The organism is Allofournierella massiliensis (genome assembly GCF_964241245.1).
GTDB classification, from domain to species: Bacteria; Bacillota; Clostridia; order Oscillospirales; family Ruminococcaceae; genus Allofournierella; species Allofournierella massiliensis.
The window spans coordinates 56,264-71,081 of sequence record NZ_CAXSWZ010000008.1; the positions used below are offsets into that span (position 1 = coordinate 56,264).

The following is a 14,818-nucleotide window of genomic DNA, read 5'->3' on the forward strand; positions in this document are numbered from 1 at the left end:
CCTTTATTCTGCCCCGCGCATGCGGGGTTTATTCATACTTATTCTGCTGATACAGCTCTTCCCAGGCATCCGCCAGCATGGCCTTGCACTCCCGCAGCTTTGCGGCAGATTTATGTTCGCCCATATCCAGCACGGCGGCGGGAATGGGCTTGCCGAAGCACACCTTCACCCCGCTGAACAGCTTCATGCGGCCGTGGCGGTAGATGATGCGGCAGGGGATCATATCCACCCCGGCGGCGCTGGCCACCACGAAGGCGCCGCTCTTGATCTTACCGGGTTCGCCGGTCTTGGAGCGGGTGCCCTCCGGGAAGATCAGAAGGCCCTGGCCCTTCTTCACCTTCTCCACGGCCACTTCAACCGCGCCGGTATCGCCCTTGCCCCGCTCCACGCCGAACACACCCACGTTGCGGAACATCCAGCTCAGCAGCGGATTCACCTCGAACAGTTCCTCCTTGGCCATAATCAGCATCCGTTTGCCCCAGAAACGGGCAATGACCACGAACACCGGATCAATGGCGGAGATGTGATTGGGGGCCAGCACAAAGCCCCGACCATCCCGGGGGAGGTTCTCCTTGCCCACCACCCGGATGCGGAACACCAGATGCCAGATCAGCCAGGCACCGGTCACCATAATACCATAAAACATGCTTGTTTCCTTTCTCGATTGGCTTTTCCGGGGGATTCAAACCCGGCTGAGGATCAGCGACTTCAATGCCTGAAAGCTCTCTTCCAGATCCATCTCGCTGGTATCCACCAGAACAGCGTCCTCCGCCTGCCGCAGCGGTGCGGTGGCCCGGTGGCTGTCCTGATAATCCCGGCGGCGGATGTCCTCCAGAACGGTTTCGAAATCAGTGTCCACACCTTTTTCCTGCAATTCCCTGAAGCGGCGGGTGGCCCGGGCCTCGGCGCTGGCGGTGAGGAAGATCTTCACACTGGCGTTCGGCAGGATCACGGTGCCGATGTCCCGCCCGTCCATCAGGATATCGTGGGTGCGGGCCATGCCCCGCTGCAGCTCCAGCAGAAAGGCGCGCACCGGCGGATGAGCCGACACTGCACTGGTGGCCATGCCCACCTCTTCGGCCCGGATGGCCTCGCTCACGTCCTCACCGCACAAAAGCACACGCTGGGCGCCGTTCACATAGCGCAGTTCAATCTGGATCTGGGGCAGAAGGGCCGTAATCGCGGCCTCATCCTTCGGATCCACGCCCTTGCGCAGGGCGAACAGACCGATGGAGCGATACATGGCGCCGGTGTCCACATACAGATAGCCCAGCTCCTTTGCCAGGCGCTTGGCAAGAGTCGATTTTCCCGCCCCGGAGGGGCCGTCGATGGCAACAGAGATCATGTTTTTTCTTACTTCCTTCTATTTATTCTATGCAAAGCGGCCCCGCCGCTTATGTTACAGATTTGTGGCAAACGCCTGAGCGGTACACCAGGCAATCTGCAGGTTGTAGCCGCCGGTGTATGCGTCCACGTCCAGCACTTCGCCGGCAAAGTAAAGGCCCGGGCAGAGCTTGGACTCCATGGTTTTCGGGTCCACCTGCTTCACATCCACGCCGCCGGCGGTGATCACCGCGTGGGCAAGGTCGCCCCGCTTAGTAATGGGCACCTCCCAGTGCTTGACAAGCCGCACCAGCTCCCGCTTCTGCTCCTTGGTGATCTGGTTGGCCCGGGTGGCCGGATCCACCCCCCAGCGCTTAACCATCACCGGCTGCATGCTGGCGGGCAGCAGCTTCACCAGCGCGCCCTGTGCGCTCTTGTTGGCCAGCAGGGCAAAATCGTTGGTGACCCGCTTATACAGCTGCTCCTCGTCCAGAGCGGGCTTCAGGTCGATGACCGCCTTCCAGCTGTGTTTCTGCATGTCCTTGATGTAGCTGGATGCCATCAGGGTCAGCGGGCCGGAGATACCGAAATGGGTAAACAGCATCTCGCCCATTTCGGTAAACACGGCCTTTTTGTCCCGGTAAAGGGTCAGTGTCACGTTCTTCAGCGAGAGGCCCATCATGGCCCGGCAATCCTCGTCCGGCGAGACCAGGCTGCACAGGCTGGGCACGGTGGGAACGATCTTGTGGCCCGCCTGCCTGGCCAGCTGGTAGCCGTCGCCGGTGGAACCGGTCACCGGGTAGCTCACACCGCCGGTGGCCACCAGCACCGCATCCGCGGTCAGTGTGCGGCCGCTTTTGGTCACAACGCCCGCGGCCCGGCCTTCCTCAATCAAAAGCTTTTCCGCCCCGTCGTACAGGATCTGTGCCCCGTCCGCGTAGCGCAGCAAAGCCTGGCGGATATCCTCCGCCTTATCGCTCACCGGGAACACCCGGCGGCCCCGCTCGGTTTTTAAGGGAACGCCCAGCTCCTCGAACAGCTCCATGGTCTTTGCTGGCGGAAAGGCGTAGAGCGAGGAATACAGAAAACGCGGATTGGTGCGCACATTCTGCAAAAAGGTATTTTCGTCGCAGTTGTTGGTCACATTGCACCGGCCCTTGCCGGTGATAAGCAGCTTCTGGCCGGGCTTTTCGGTGTGCTCCAGCACGGTGACCGAATGGCCCAGCCGCACGGCCGCGCCCGCAGCCATCAGCCCGGCCGCACCCGCGCCCACAATCAGGATGTTTGCCACTGATTTTTCCTCCAAAGGGTCAGGATACCGGCCCCGCTGTAAAGGAGCAACAGCGGATGCACGGTGGAAAGGTACATGGTGGAGGTGCCGATGTTAAAGGAGGCCACCTCCACAAACGCGATCATAAAGCAGCGCAGCAGCGCCATGGCCACAAGGCCCAGCAGCAGCACCCACAACAGGGCCCGCCCGGGCTGAATGGCCTTTTGCTTTCTCAGCTGCAGCAGCCTGAATCCCTGCCGGATCTGCAGCACCACCGCAGCCGCAAACAACACCGGCAGCCCCACTGCATACACAAGACGGATGGCTTCCATACCGGCAAACACCAGCTTCTGCAGCGGGCTGTAATAGGGCAGATCGCTGCCCGCCTGGGCCGCGCTGTTCACCTGCTGGCCCAGATATGCCTCATAAACCGCCTCGTCCTCCGGCAGGATCAGGCTGCGCTGGTCGGCATAGTAAGGTGCGCAGTCCCGGAAGGTGAGGGTATGCAGCAGGCTGCGCACTCCCTCCGCCAGCACGTCCGGCACATATTCCATCCGGATGGGCGGGGTGGTGCTGCTGCGCTTTGGCCCATTGGACTCCAGCTGACCGGAATCACACAGAGCATTGATGGCGTCCGCCACCTGCTGCCAGTATTCCTCCGCCTTCTGCGAGCTGTCGTACACGCCCTCGTTCCAGGCAGCCTTGCGCAGCGCCCAGTAGAAGCTGCCGGACTGGTAATCGTCCAGCTCCGGGTTGCGGAAGCTGTTCTGCAGGTTCTCGTCCTCCTCCAGCCAGTATTCCAGCGGCTTGAGTTCGGGCACCGCATCGTACAGCTTCATGCGCACGTCGGTGGGTACGCTGCACAGGGGCTTCCATTCCTCGGCCTTCACCCGGCTCATGGCCCCCACCGCTGCGGCAAAGCTGCCGGAGGAGAAATCGCTCACCGCAAACAGACCGTAGCAGGCGTAGTTTACCGCACTGTAAACAAGGATTGCCGCTGCCAGCAGACCATAAGGCACCGCCAGCAGAGCGCAGCGGCCCAGCTTTTTTACAAGAGAGCCCTTATCCCGCAGAGCGGTGAGGATCAGAATCAGGGTGCCCGCCGCCGCGAAGGGCAGCAGCCACACGCCGTCCTCCCGGGTGAGCCAGGCGAGGCCCAGCCCCACGCCGGACAGCACCAGCCAGCCGATGCCCTGTTTCACCGGCCGGCGGCAGCGCAGCGCATAGCCGCACAGCCCGGCAAAGAACAGCATGCACAGGCCGGGGAAGATATTATCCCGGTAGACGCGCAGAGTGAAGGATGCGGTAGCCGCCGGGCTGAAGGCCAGCAGCGCGAACAGGGCAAACCTGCTCTTCCACCGGCGCATCACCGGCGCAAAGGCAAAGGCGCAGGCCAGCGCCGCCCCACAGGTGAGCAGCTGGCCCGCCGCCAGATACGGCAGGTGCAGCAGGTTGCACACAGCCAGCCACACCGCAAAGAACATGTGCTTGGAAAGGGTGAGCCAGTCGTAGGCGCCCAGCCACTGGCCGTCGGTGATGCTCTGAGCCGCCCGGAACATGAGTTCATCGTCCAGCGGGGCGCCGCCCACCCAGACATAGGCCATCTGGAAGCGGGTCATCAGAAGCTTGACGAGCACCACCAGCGCCACCAGCACCCAGAAGGCCCGGCGGCTCATATCCTGTTGCAGCGCACTGCGCAGCCGTTTGTTCATGGCGTTTCTCCCTTTGTAGATGTAGACATATCGGTTATTTCTGGATCTTCTCGATGCCCTCGATCAGGTAGGCCTGTTTGCGGAAGGAAAGATCCACCAGCAGGCTCAGGTACTTCACCGCAATGGTCAGGATCACGAACATGCCGGCCAGACCGCCGCTGAGCACCAGCATGGTGGTGGTCCAGCCGGTAACCGGCTCGCCCACCAGCCATACCACCACAGTGTAGACCAGCGCAATCAGGGTAAGCACCGCCATCATGCAGGAAATGCCGAAGCTGATCTTGTAGCCGGCATTGGTGTAAAGAGCCAGGCTGTCGATGGCCTTGTCCAGCCGGGCTTCCCGCTGGCCGCGGATGCTTCCCTCGAAATGCAGCGTTTTGCAGGCAAGGCCGCTAGCCGCATAGGCCGCCTTGCGGTAGGGCAGGTTCTCGCTGATGGCCTTCACCCGGTTGATGGCCCGGCGGCTCACCAGCCGGAAGGCATCGCTTTCCAGTTTGTAAACGCTGTTGCTGAAGGCATTGAACAGGGTGTAAAAGGCCCGGCTGGCCGCCTTCTGGCTGCTGGGGCTGACGGTCACCACATCAAAGCCGGTGAGTGCCGTCTCGTATGCCTGCCAGACCAGCTCGGCGGGATAGGGGGTGTCCAGACTGTCGAACTCGAACACGAAGTCGCCGATGGCTGCGTCCAGACCGGCGTTCATGGCCTGCTCCACCCCCTGATGCAGGCTCATGTTCAGAATGGTCAGGGGCTTTTCCATTTTTGCGGCGGCAAAGGCCTTCAGGCGGGCCACGGTGTCGTCGGTACAGCCGTCGTTCACCGCCACGATCTCGTAGTAGGTGAAATGTTCCTCCAGCTGAGCCAGCAGCCGGTCAAAGAACGGCTCCACCTGCCCGGCACAGTCGTGCAGATAGACCACCGCCGAGACAAAATTCTTTTCCTTATTCGTGATCTGCGCCATATTGCAGCACCTCATCCAAATCGTAAACGGTATTGATCTTGCCGGACAGCACGCTCACAAAGGCCGGATCCGACGTATACTGCCGGATTACCGTGGGGCGGGAGTCGTCGATCTCGCTGGCCTTCAGAATGGGCTTCATGCTGAACAGGCTCCCGGCATACTGGAAGCCGTATTCCGGCTTCAGATATTTGCGGGCCAGCTGGCTCATCATGGGCCAGGCACTGGCGGGCTTTGCCGGGCACTCGTTGCAGTTGTAAAGGTCGCCCGGGCGGCATTTTCCCCCGCTGCGGCTCTGGCACTCGAAGGTGGCCACACTGTCGTAGCTGGTCACATGGGGGGTAAAGGTCACGCTGGTCAGGCTGTGGTAGCCGGTCTGACCGAAGGGCATAATGGAGAAAAACGGCCCGTCCATCACGGTGATGCCGGTGTTTTTCAGCCTGTCGTCCACGGTGCAGAGAATGATCTCGCACAGCTCATACTTGATTTTAAAGGGCTCGAAGCCCAGCATGGCGTGCAGCTCATTCACCCCGGCATAGGTGGCGTTCAAAAGGAAAGGCGCTTCGGCGGCGATGTCCCCCGCCTTCACCCGCCAGGCACTGCCCACCCGCTCCACCGCTTCCGGCTTGTGGCCGTAGGCAATGGTCACGTTCGGCAGCTTGGCCAGCTCCTTCAGAAAATACTCCTTGAGCACCTGAGCGTCGTAGGTGTATTCGGTGGTCAGAAACGCGCCGTCGCACTGGCCCGGGTTGAAATATTTGGTGGGGGCCACATCGTCGCAGCGGATGTTCGCCGCAGCGCAGAAATCCCGGAACTCCCGGGCATTGGTCCAGGAAAAATGGGCGCTGGTGGCATAGACCTGATCGAATTCCTTTAAAAGGCAGAAGTCATAATCCCGGCAGAAGCGCTCAAAATAATGGGCGCTCTTGATGGCCGTGGAATAGCTGCGGGGGTAGTGGTAACCCATGTGCACCCGGGCCTGGTTGATGTAGGTGGCCCGCATAAAGGGGCCGGCATCCTTTTCCAGCACCAGCACCCGCTGGCCCGCAGCGCCGCATTTCTGCGCCGCGTACAGGCCATAAAGGCCCGCGCCCACAATGATCTTATCGTAAACCTGCATGTCGCATTCTCCCCTTTAAGGGTTGTATTTTCCCCGCAGTGCGGCGAACAAAATTTTCAGCAGATTGGTGTTGCCCTGCAAGCCCTTGATCTTGGTGGGGGTGGGCTCGTTCCTGGGATAAGCTCGCTCCACCGGCACCTCGCAGGCCTTGAGGCCCAGCTGGGTGGCACGCACGCTCAGGTAAGCCAGCAGTTCGTAGCCCACGAACACATCCCGCAGGGGCTTCACCAGCGGATGGGTCAGATAGGCCCGGCTGTAGCCCCGGTAGGCGTTGGTGGTATCGGTAAACCAGTGGCGGGCCGCCAGACTGATCACCGGCGCGTGAATCAGGCGCACCGCCCAGTAACGGCTGACGGGGGTATTGATGGCTTTGCCGCCGGGGATAAACCGGCTGCCCTGAATCAGGTCGTAGCCTTCCTCCAGCTTTTCAATAAAGAGGGGCACGCTCTCGATGGAATCCTTGTTGTTGCCGTCGATGGTCAGAATCCCCTCGTAGCCCCGTTCCAGCGCATAGTGGATGCCCATGCGCAGCTGGGCCCCCTGCTTGCCGGGGCCCTTTTTGGTGAGCAGAGTGTTCACGCCCCGGCGCTCCAGGCCCCGGGGCTCCATGCTGCCGTCGGTGGAGCCGCCGTCGCACAGGATGATGTCACACAGACCATCCACGGCGCCCTTCTGGGCCCGTTCCAACTCGGTGAGGATGCGCTTGCCCTCGTTGATGATGGGGATGAGCAGGCAGTAGTCACTGCGCTTTTCCCGGAAGGCGTCCACCGTGTAGTCCGGCACGCCGGGCACGTTTTTCACCCATTCGCTCATGCGCCGAACACCTCCGCCACATATTCCAGGCTGCGGCGCACGGTGTCCGTGTCCGCGGTTTTCATCTCCAGCGACACATAGCCCTGATAATCCAGCGCGCCCAGCAGCAGCGCCAGTTCCCGGTGAATCGCCCGCTTTTCGATGGGGGCAAGGCCCGGCTCGCTGATGTGCACATGGCTCACATATTTCATATCCGCCGCGAAGTCGTTGGGCCGCTCGCCATTGGCGATCATGGTGCCCACGTCCAGCGTGACGCCAAGGCCGGGGCTGTCCAGCTTTTTAGCCATGGCGAAGGCATCGGCGGTGGTGTTGATGTAATTGGTGTTATACACCGGGGGATTCGCCTCCAGACCGATGACCACCTGCCGCTGGGCCGCCATCCAGGCAATGCGGCTTAAAAAGTCCTCACCCTGCTGCGGGTCGGCGCCTTCCGGCATATTCCGGTTGCGGGGGCAGCCGAACACCAGATTCCGGCAGCGGCAGCTCACCGCGAACTCAATGGCCCGCAGGGTGTATTCCTCCAGCTCCTTCGCCTCGTCCGGGTTGAAGATATTGCCGGTTTTGCCGAACCAGATGCTCTGCATGCTGGGGACGGCAAAGCCGTATTTCTGGTGCATGACGCCGGCAAACAGGGCCGCGCCCGCCGGGCAGTCATAGGGGTTTTCCGGGATCACCCGGGTGGGGGCGATCTCGATGCCCTGATAGCCCAGGTCCTTCAAAAGCTGCCAGACCTGCTCGTCGTTTTCAGCGGCCCAGCCGATGTTGGAAGCCGATAATTTCATTCCGTCCATCCTTTCATAAAGGCGCAGATATTCGCCAGCTCTTCTTTCTCGGTGCAAAGGTAGCCATCCCTGCCGCCGAAGGCCTCGGCGTGCAGGGTGCGCAGATCGTAGTCGAAGGGCTGCGCCGCCAGATGATTTTCAAAATGGCCGCCGGCCACCGCCTCATATACCCGGGCGGCGCTCACCGGGGGCGTTGCCAGATGCAGCACCCGCAAATCCAGCTCCAGAGCCTTCTGAATGTCCGCCCAGAGGCGGCGCAGGTCGTAGAACTGGTAGGCCGAGCGGCTGTCGGTAAAGGCCAGCGCGTTGAAGTCGTTGGCCGCAAACCACTGTTTCAAGGCTGCGGAGTCCTGACTGCCGTTCAATTTATAAAAGTTATTGCCCGCGTCGGAGTAGGCGTTTTTCACCAGCTCACTCTTTGCCGCCAGCTCCTCATACTTGGCCGGGCGCAGCAGCGCCGGGGTAATGGTGTGCAGGTCGTACAGAAAGTTCTTTTTCAGGCCCAGACCATACAGGGCGGGCAGGCGCACGATCAGAGCGTCCGGCCAGTCCTCGCGCACCCAGCGCTCCAGCTGCAGCCGGTTGGCCCCGTAGGCCGCAAGGCCCTCAGGCTGGGGCTCGTCCGCTTCGGTTTTGCCTCTGCTATCTACATAAACACAGATGGAGGAGATCAGCACCAGCTTTTTGGGCGCAAGGCGACGCAGGTTTTCCCGGGCCGCGCGCATTACCGCCAGATCCGCCTCCGGGTCCTGATTGGCCAGAAACATGGCGGCGGGCACACCGGCATAAACCACCAGATCGTTCTCCCTGCCAAAGCCCTGTTGCACATTGCTGGAATGGTAGGCCGCATCGAAGGGATGACTCGCCATCAGGTTGCCTCCCACAAAGCCGGTACTGCCCACCAGAACACTGTTTGCCATGCCGCTGCTCCTTTCGCCGCTTTTTCTCATAGTCATACAGGGTACATTATACACAAAAAGCCCCGAAGTTACAAGGTTCGCGCCCGTTTGAGGCCCTTTTTCCATTGTAAGAAAACCGTAAGAGAAACCACCCTCCGGCTGTAAGAATCCTTTGCTATAATAAGGATGCGCTCAAAGGGGCCTTGGAAAACGCCCCGGTTTTGGCTACAATCAACAAAAGAGCGGTTTTGCAAAGAGGAGGCGGTTTCATGGACCAGCAGGCCTGTATCCTGGTGGTGGACGACGACGCCGACATCGTGAACGCGGTGCGGCTTTATCTGGAAAAAGAGGGTTTTTGCGTATACGGCGCGTCGGACGGCTTTGAAGCGCTGGATGTTCTTGAACAGCGCACAGTACACCTGATTTTAATGGATGTGATGATGCCCCGGATGGACGGTTTTTCCGCCATTCTGCGCATCCGGCAGAAACGCAACCTGCCCATTCTGGTGATGAGCGCAAAAACCGAGGACAGCGACAAGGTGCTGGGGCTCTCCATCGGGGCGGACGACTACATTTCCAAGCCCTTCAGCCCCACCGAGCTGGTAGCACGGGTGAAAAGTCATCTGCGCCGGTACCTGACCCTGGGCGGCGCGCAGTCCGGCGGCCCGCTGGTGCGGGTGGGGCGGCTGGAATACGACTTTGAAGCCCATCAGCTCACGGCGGACGGCGAGCCGGTGCGGCTGACCCCCACCGAGACCCGGATCATGGAACTGTTCTTCCGCAGCCCGGGGCGGGTGTTCTCGGCGGAAGAAATCTATGCCGGCGCCTGGGGCGAGGGCAATGTGTACGCCCCGGAGAATACCGTGATGGTGCACATCCGGCGCATCCGGGAAAAAATTGAACTGAATCCGAAGGAACCGGAATATGTAAAGGTGGTGTGGGGTCTTGGCTATAAACTGGAAAAGCACTGAGGGCAAAAAATGGCCGCTGATCGTTCGCATTCTGGCGGGCTGGATGGCGGCGGTGTGCGCGTTTCTGATCTTTTACTGCATCCCGCTGGATGACCGGCTGGTGCAGATTTTTCTGCAGGGGCCCCGCTCCTATTCTGCGCTGATGAACCGGGAAATCGAGGCGGTACCGGAATACCAGTATTTTTTGAGCACCGTTTACTACCATGCCCGGGTGCTGTGCGCCGACGGGCTGGTCACCCCCAGCGGTGAGGCCCTCGCTCCCCAGGCGGTAGCGCAGCAGAAGCTGCTTTCCCGGCAGGCGCTGGAACAACTGCAGCAGAGTGAGGAATACACCAGCCGGGACATCCTGCTGTATCTGAGCGCCGAGGGCGAAGAGACCATCTCATCCTCCCTGCTCCGCTCTCCGGATGAGATCCCCCAGGGCTACGAAATCGTCTTTCAGTTGAAGGACGGCAGCATCGGCGGCAACAGCCTTTTGCTGGACGTCTGTGACCAGATGTCTTATCTGGTCAGTGTAACCGCCTTCAGCAGCACTCAGGAGATTCTTGTCGAGGACATCACCCCCACCCGGGTGGAACCGCAGGGCTTTCTGTCCAATGCGAAGCTGGTGATCGCGGTCAAGCAGGTCCCCTCCAGCGACACCGGCACCCTCGGCTTTGCCTACCGGTGGATCAACAATTCCACCGTGCCCATCATCGCCCGCATTCTGGTGGGGCTGGGCGCCTGGGGGCTGCTCTGCCTGGCGGTATGGCTTGCTCTGTGGAAAAAGCGGCGGGCGGCAGCCCAATGGGCGGCCGGGCTTTTGCGCCGGGTTCCCTTGCTGGTGAAGCTGCCTGCTCTGATTTTCCTGCTCTTCTCCGGCTATCTTCTGCTGGCCATCCTGAGCTGCGCGGCGCAAAGCTACCTGTATGGCTACTCGGTCACCTTCTTTGCGTCCCCCTTCCTGACGGCGTTTCTTCTGGTGATCGATCTGCCGCTGGTCTGGCTGTTCTGGCTGGAATTCCGCTTTAATCTGCGCCACACCCTGCGCACCAGCCTGACCGCCCGCCTGATCCGCCGATACAAGCAGTTTGCCGCCGCCCAGCCATGGAAACGTCAGGCAGCCCTGAGCCTGTTGGCGCCTATCCTGATCGGGCCTCCCTGCCTGATGGCGGCGCTGCCTCTGTCCTTCTTCTGCTATTACAAGGTCTTTTATTTCTTGGATTTGCAGCTGGCTGTTCTTCTGTTTCTTGCCCTCTTCCTGGGCGGTGCTTTCCTTTTTGTAGCCGGTATTGTTCGTCTGCTCCGTTTTCTGGAGCAGGCGAATCAACTGGCGGATAAGCTGGCCGCCCTGCGCGCCGGGCAGCATACCGCCCCGCTGGCCCTGCCCGAGGGTTCTCTCTGTGCGGTGCCCGCGGCGGACCTGAACGCGCTGGAAGAAGGCATTCAGGCCCGGGTGGAACAGCAGATGAAGGCCGAACGGCTCAAGCTGGAGCTGATCACCAATGTGTCCCACGACCTGAAAACACCCCTGACCAGCATCATCAACTATGCGGGGCTTCTCTGTGAGGAACCGCTTGACCAGCCCGCGGCGGACTACGCCAAAATCCTGAAGGTCAAGGCTGACCGGCTGAAAACCATGGTGCGGGATGTGTTCGAGGTGAGCAAGGCCGCCAGCGGCGAGCTGCCGTTGCAGACCCGGCCGCTGGATCTGGCAAAGCTGATCCGCCAGACGCTGGCGGATATGGATGAAGCCATTGCAGCCAGCCCCCTCTCCTTTGTGACCCAGCTGCCGGAACAGGCCTGGGTCTGCGCGGATGGCGACCGGCTGTATCGGGTGTTCCAGAATCTTTATACCAACGCACTGGCCTACTCGCTGCCCGGCAGCCGGGTCTATACCCAGATGGAACGGGGCGAAAGCCGGGTTTCCATCAGCATCAAAAACGTGACCCGGGATCCCATTGCCCCGGAGGATGCGGAGCATCTTCTGGAACGGTTCGTGCGGGGGGATTCCGCCCGCAGCGGCGAGGGCAGCGGCCTTGGCCTTTCCATCGCCAAGAGCTTTGCCGAGGCCTGCGGCGGCCGGTTCTCGGTTCACGCGGTGGCGGATCTGTTCTGTGTACTGGTGGAGTTTCCCCTCTGCCCGCCGCCTGCATCGGAACCGGAAACAGAGTATCCTTCTCAACCGGCTTATGAGCCATCTGACCCGGCAGAGCCACCCGTCTGATCATATCTCCCCGGCTTTCAGGGCCGGGGAGATTTTTTATTCACTGGTGGAAAATCCACCGTTTTCCGCCAACAGTAACCGTCAAATCCCTCCGCGGCTCTTTCCTTCCGTTCAAAATTCGATTATACTGTATAAAATACAGTTGATTTTTTCACAATACATCCCCCGTACACTTGCCGGGGGAGCTCTGCCAGGAAGGGAGCGTTGCCCGTGACCAAACATATTCATCGCCAGATCGTGGTGGCTTTTTCGCTGATTACCGCTGTTTGTATCGCGCTCACCGTTTCCTTCTATATTTTTTCCCGCAACGGCGCGCAGGTGCAGCACGAAGAAGCAGCCCATTCGCTGGAAGCCACTGCGGAAACCGCCCGCAATATTGTGAATTCCCACATTCAGGGGAATCTGCAAACACTGGTAACTCTTTCCTCCTTTATCGGCTACGACTCCGCGGATGGGCTCAATTCGCAGCAGCTGCTTCACGATCCCGCCTTTCTGGACCAGCTGGATGTGGTAAACTCTCAGAATGCGTTTCTGCGCATGGGTGTGGTGGACACCGCCGGGCAGGGCAGCTTTGTTCTGCTGGACGGCAGCGCCCAGCTGGAGCAGGACCTGAGCCAGGATTCCGCCGTGCAGCGGGCACTGGCCGGTGAAGGCAACATCTCCTTCACCTTCTGGGATGATACCCTGGGCTGCTATGTGAACCGGTACGCGGTGCCCATCTACCAGGGCGGCGTGGACGGTCCGGTGATCGGAGTGCTCACCGGCACCAACAACACCGACGCATTGCGGGAGCTGCTCAGCCCCAGCCTGCTGCTGAACGGCCAGGTCCACGCCCATATCGTAAACTCTGAGGGCAAGTTCGTAGTGCGCAACCAGACCTATTTCATCAGCGAAGACGCCCGCAGCATCTTCGATACCCCCGCCTTCAGCGATGAGCTGCAGCAGACCATCCTGAGCGCCTTCGCCGTGAACGAATCCGCCTTTTTCAGCCTGACCAACGAGCGTACCCTGTATGAGGTGGCGCTGATTCCCATGGGAGTCAACGACTGGTACATCATGTGCGTGGTTCCCCAGCGCATTCTGGTCACCGATCTGAGCCAGTGGTTTAACCTGCAGCGCATCACCTTTTTTGTGATTTTCCTGCTGGTGATCCTGCTTACCCTCTATATCTACCGGATGATGCGCCAGAACAACCGCTCTATGAACAAACTGACTTATTTCGATTCCATCACCGGGGCCTACAACCGGGTTCGCTTTTTGCAGGAGATGCCCAGCAAGCTCACCGCCGACCCCAAAGCCCTGATCGTGCTGGACATCGACAACGCCCCCACCATCAAAGACCTGTACGGACTGGAGCGCTTCAACTCCCTGCTGCGGCATATCAAGGAGGCGCTGGACCAGCAGATAGGCCCCACCGAGCTGTTCTGCATGGGCCGCAACGAACGCTTTTTGCTGCTTCTGGACTGCTCAGACCCGGATCAGGTACATCAGCGCATGAGCCGCTTTTTTGCTCAGATCCGCCGGTTCCGGGTGTCGGAGCATCAGAACTATCAGGCGGTGTGTTCGGCAGGTGTGCGTTTTGTGACCAACACCACCCCGGACCTGGAGCGGGCGATCACCGAAGCGGCCATGACCGCCGAAACCACCTCCGGTTCCCGGCAGGACGAACTGCTTTTCTTCGACCCGGCCATCTACGAACCGGTCATCCTGCGCAATCAGATTGAGGAAAGCATGGACGCCGCACTGATGAGCGGTGAATTCGTGATGAAGCTGCAGCCCAAAATCGACCTTGTCACCGGCCGCCCCGGCGGTGCCGAAGCGCTGGTGCGCTGGGTCCGGCCGGACGGGCTTTCCTTCTACCCGGACCAGTTCATTCCCGTATTCGAAAAGAACGGCTTCTGTGTGGATCTGGATTTTTACATGGTGGATCAGGCCTGCCGCACCCTGCGCCGCTGGCTGGACGAAGGGCGCGATGTGATTCCCATCTCGGTGAACCAGTGCCGGCTGATGCTGTATGAGGCAGGGTATGTGCAGCGCCTGTGCAGCATTCTGAACCGCTGGAACATTCCGCCCCGGCTGATTGTGCTGGAGGTGACCGAAAGCCTTGCGCTGGAAAGCATCGACCGGGTGCGGGCCGTGCTGCTCGGGCTGCATGGTCAGGGGTTTTCCATCTCGATGGACGATTTCGGCAGCGGCTACTCCTCGCTGAATACCCTGAAGGATCTGCCCATCGACGAGCTGAAGCTGGATCGGGTATTCCTGGCCGCCCGGGATGAAACCGACGAGGAAAAACGGGATCTGGTTCTGAAAAATGTGATTCATCTGGCCCAGGAGCTGCACATCACCACCGTGGTGGAGGGTGTGGAAACTGAGGCTCAGCTGGATTTCATTCGCCGCATGCACTGCGATCTGGCCCAGGGCTACTACTTCGACCGGCCCATCAGTGTGGAGGAATTCGAACAGAAATACCTGCCCATCCCCCATCCGGATCGGCATATTTCATAAGATTTTCACTGCATTTCCGGCAGAACTTCCAAAGTTTTTTTCGCCCCTGTTTTTTTATTGACAAGGCTTTCCCACCTGTGCTATTCTGTGAACAGTTCAAAGTCGATACGGCTTGTGACTGGTAATGCAGGCAAGACCAAACTTCTCCCGGTGCGATTTGATCGCCGGGTGTGGTTTGGTCTTTTTTATTTGCCGAAACCGGTCGTTTCAAGGCTACGTGATGGAAGGAAAGGTGATAAAACGCATGAAGCATGGCATGTCT

12 protein-coding genes are annotated in these 14,818 nt (G+C 60.2%); 3 read left to right on the top strand and 9 right to left on the bottom strand.

The genetic code is table 11. The features are described from left to right. Positions 1-28: 28 nt before the first annotated feature. The 9 genes from ACESYO_RS06100 to ACESYO_RS06140 are packed head-to-tail and all read right to left on the bottom strand — an operon-like array spanning position 29 to position 8,895. A complete protein-coding gene (locus ACESYO_RS06100; protein WP_058963606.1) occupies positions 29-646 on the bottom strand; it encodes a lysophospholipid acyltransferase family protein in 618 nt (205 codons plus the stop codon). Between the two features lie 36 nt (positions 647-682). Continuing rightward, entirely contained in the window at positions 683-1,345 is a 663-nt protein-coding gene (gene cmk, locus ACESYO_RS06105) for a (d)CMP kinase (RefSeq protein ID WP_276869889.1), read from the bottom strand. 54 nt (positions 1,346-1,399) lie between these two features. Further along, on the bottom strand, positions 1,400-2,614 hold the full coding sequence (locus ACESYO_RS06110) for a BaiN/RdsA family NAD(P)/FAD-dependent oxidoreductase (protein ID WP_276869888.1): 1,215 nt from the start codon (positions 2,612-2,614) through the stop codon (positions 1,400-1,402). Beyond that, the gene (locus ACESYO_RS06115; RefSeq protein ID WP_276869886.1) at positions 2,599-4,305 is read right to left on the bottom strand and encodes a hypothetical protein; all 1,707 of its coding nucleotides are present in this window, start codon (positions 4,303-4,305) and stop codon (positions 2,599-2,601) included. Before ACESYO_RS06115 ends, ACESYO_RS06110 begins: the two co-directional genes overlap by 16 nt. Positions 4,306-4,339: 34 nt before the next feature. Continuing rightward, a complete protein-coding gene (locus tag ACESYO_RS06120) occupies positions 4,340-5,263 on the bottom strand; it encodes a glycosyltransferase (protein WP_058963610.1) in 924 nt (307 codons plus the stop codon). After that, positions 5,244-6,380, bottom strand: coding sequence for an FAD-dependent oxidoreductase (locus ACESYO_RS06125; RefSeq protein ID WP_058963611.1), 1,137 nt, complete (start codon positions 6,378-6,380; stop codon positions 5,244-5,246). Before ACESYO_RS06125 ends, ACESYO_RS06120 begins: the two co-directional genes overlap by 20 nt. Positions 6,381-6,395: 15 nt before the next feature. Then, positions 6,396-7,193 carry a glycosyltransferase family 2 protein gene (locus tag ACESYO_RS06130; RefSeq protein WP_058963612.1) on the bottom strand — a complete coding sequence of 266 codons (798 nt, stop codon included), beginning with the start codon at positions 7,191-7,193 and terminating at the stop codon, positions 6,396-6,398. Next, complete coding sequence (locus ACESYO_RS06135; protein ID WP_058963613.1) at positions 7,190-7,975, bottom strand: sugar phosphate isomerase/epimerase family protein; 786 nt, start codon at positions 7,973-7,975, stop codon at positions 7,190-7,192. Before ACESYO_RS06135 ends, ACESYO_RS06130 begins: the two co-directional genes overlap by 4 nt. Beyond that, positions 7,972-8,895, bottom strand: coding sequence for a sugar nucleotide-binding protein (locus tag ACESYO_RS06140; protein WP_058963614.1), 924 nt, complete (start codon positions 8,893-8,895; stop codon positions 7,972-7,974). The genes ACESYO_RS06135 and ACESYO_RS06140 overlap by 4 nt, the downstream gene beginning before the upstream one ends. A gap of 248 nt (positions 8,896-9,143) precedes the next feature. On the opposite strand from ACESYO_RS06140, the gene ACESYO_RS06145 reads away from it, so the two are divergent. From ACESYO_RS06145 to ACESYO_RS06155, 3 genes are all read left to right on the top strand, one after another. Next, the gene (locus ACESYO_RS06145; protein ID WP_276869882.1) at positions 9,144-9,845 is read left to right on the top strand and encodes a response regulator transcription factor; all 702 of its coding nucleotides are present in this window, start codon (positions 9,144-9,146) and stop codon (positions 9,843-9,845) included. Further along, on the top strand, positions 9,820-12,051 hold the full coding sequence (locus tag ACESYO_RS06150) for a sensor histidine kinase (protein WP_058963616.1): 2,232 nt from the start codon (positions 9,820-9,822) through the stop codon (positions 12,049-12,051). The genes ACESYO_RS06145 and ACESYO_RS06150 overlap by 26 nt, the downstream gene beginning before the upstream one ends. Positions 12,052-12,261: 210 nt before the next feature. After that, entirely contained in the window at positions 12,262-14,556 is a 2,295-nt protein-coding gene (locus ACESYO_RS06155) for a putative bifunctional diguanylate cyclase/phosphodiesterase (RefSeq protein ID WP_058963617.1), read from the top strand. The last annotated feature ends 262 nt before the right edge of the window (positions 14,557-14,818 follow it).

What these genes read in the sequence shown, in the direction of transcription:
- cmk (WP_276869889.1), bottom strand. Translation starts at nt 1,345, where the DNA reads ATGATCTCTGTTGCCATCGACGGCCCCTCCGGGGCGGGAAAATCGACT.
- ACESYO_RS06125 (WP_058963611.1), bottom strand. Translation starts at nt 6,380, where the DNA reads ATGCAGGTTTACGATAAGATCATTGTGGGCGCGGGCCTTTATGGCCTG.
- ACESYO_RS06130 (WP_058963612.1), bottom strand. Translation starts at nt 7,193, where the DNA reads ATGAGCGAATGGGTGAAAAACGTGCCCGGCGTGCCGGACTACACGGTG.
- ACESYO_RS06145 (WP_276869882.1), top strand. Translation starts at nt 9,144, where the DNA reads ATGGACCAGCAGGCCTGTATCCTGGTGGTGGACGACGACGCCGACATC.
- ACESYO_RS06135 (WP_058963613.1), bottom strand. Translation starts at nt 7,975, where the DNA reads ATGAAATTATCGGCTTCCAACATCGGCTGGGCCGCTGAAAACGACGAG.
- ACESYO_RS06100 (WP_058963606.1), bottom strand. Translation starts at nt 646, where the DNA reads ATGTTTTATGGTATTATGGTGACCGGTGCCTGGCTGATCTGGCATCTG.
- ACESYO_RS06120 (WP_058963610.1), bottom strand. Translation starts at nt 5,263, where the DNA reads ATGGCGCAGATCACGAATAAGGAAAAGAATTTTGTCTCGGCGGTGGTC.
- ACESYO_RS06140 (WP_058963614.1), bottom strand. Translation starts at nt 8,895, where the DNA reads ATGGCAAACAGTGTTCTGGTGGGCAGTACCGGCTTTGTGGGAGGCAAC.
- ACESYO_RS06115 (WP_276869886.1), bottom strand. Translation starts at nt 4,305, where the DNA reads ATGAACAAACGGCTGCGCAGTGCGCTGCAACAGGATATGAGCCGCCGG.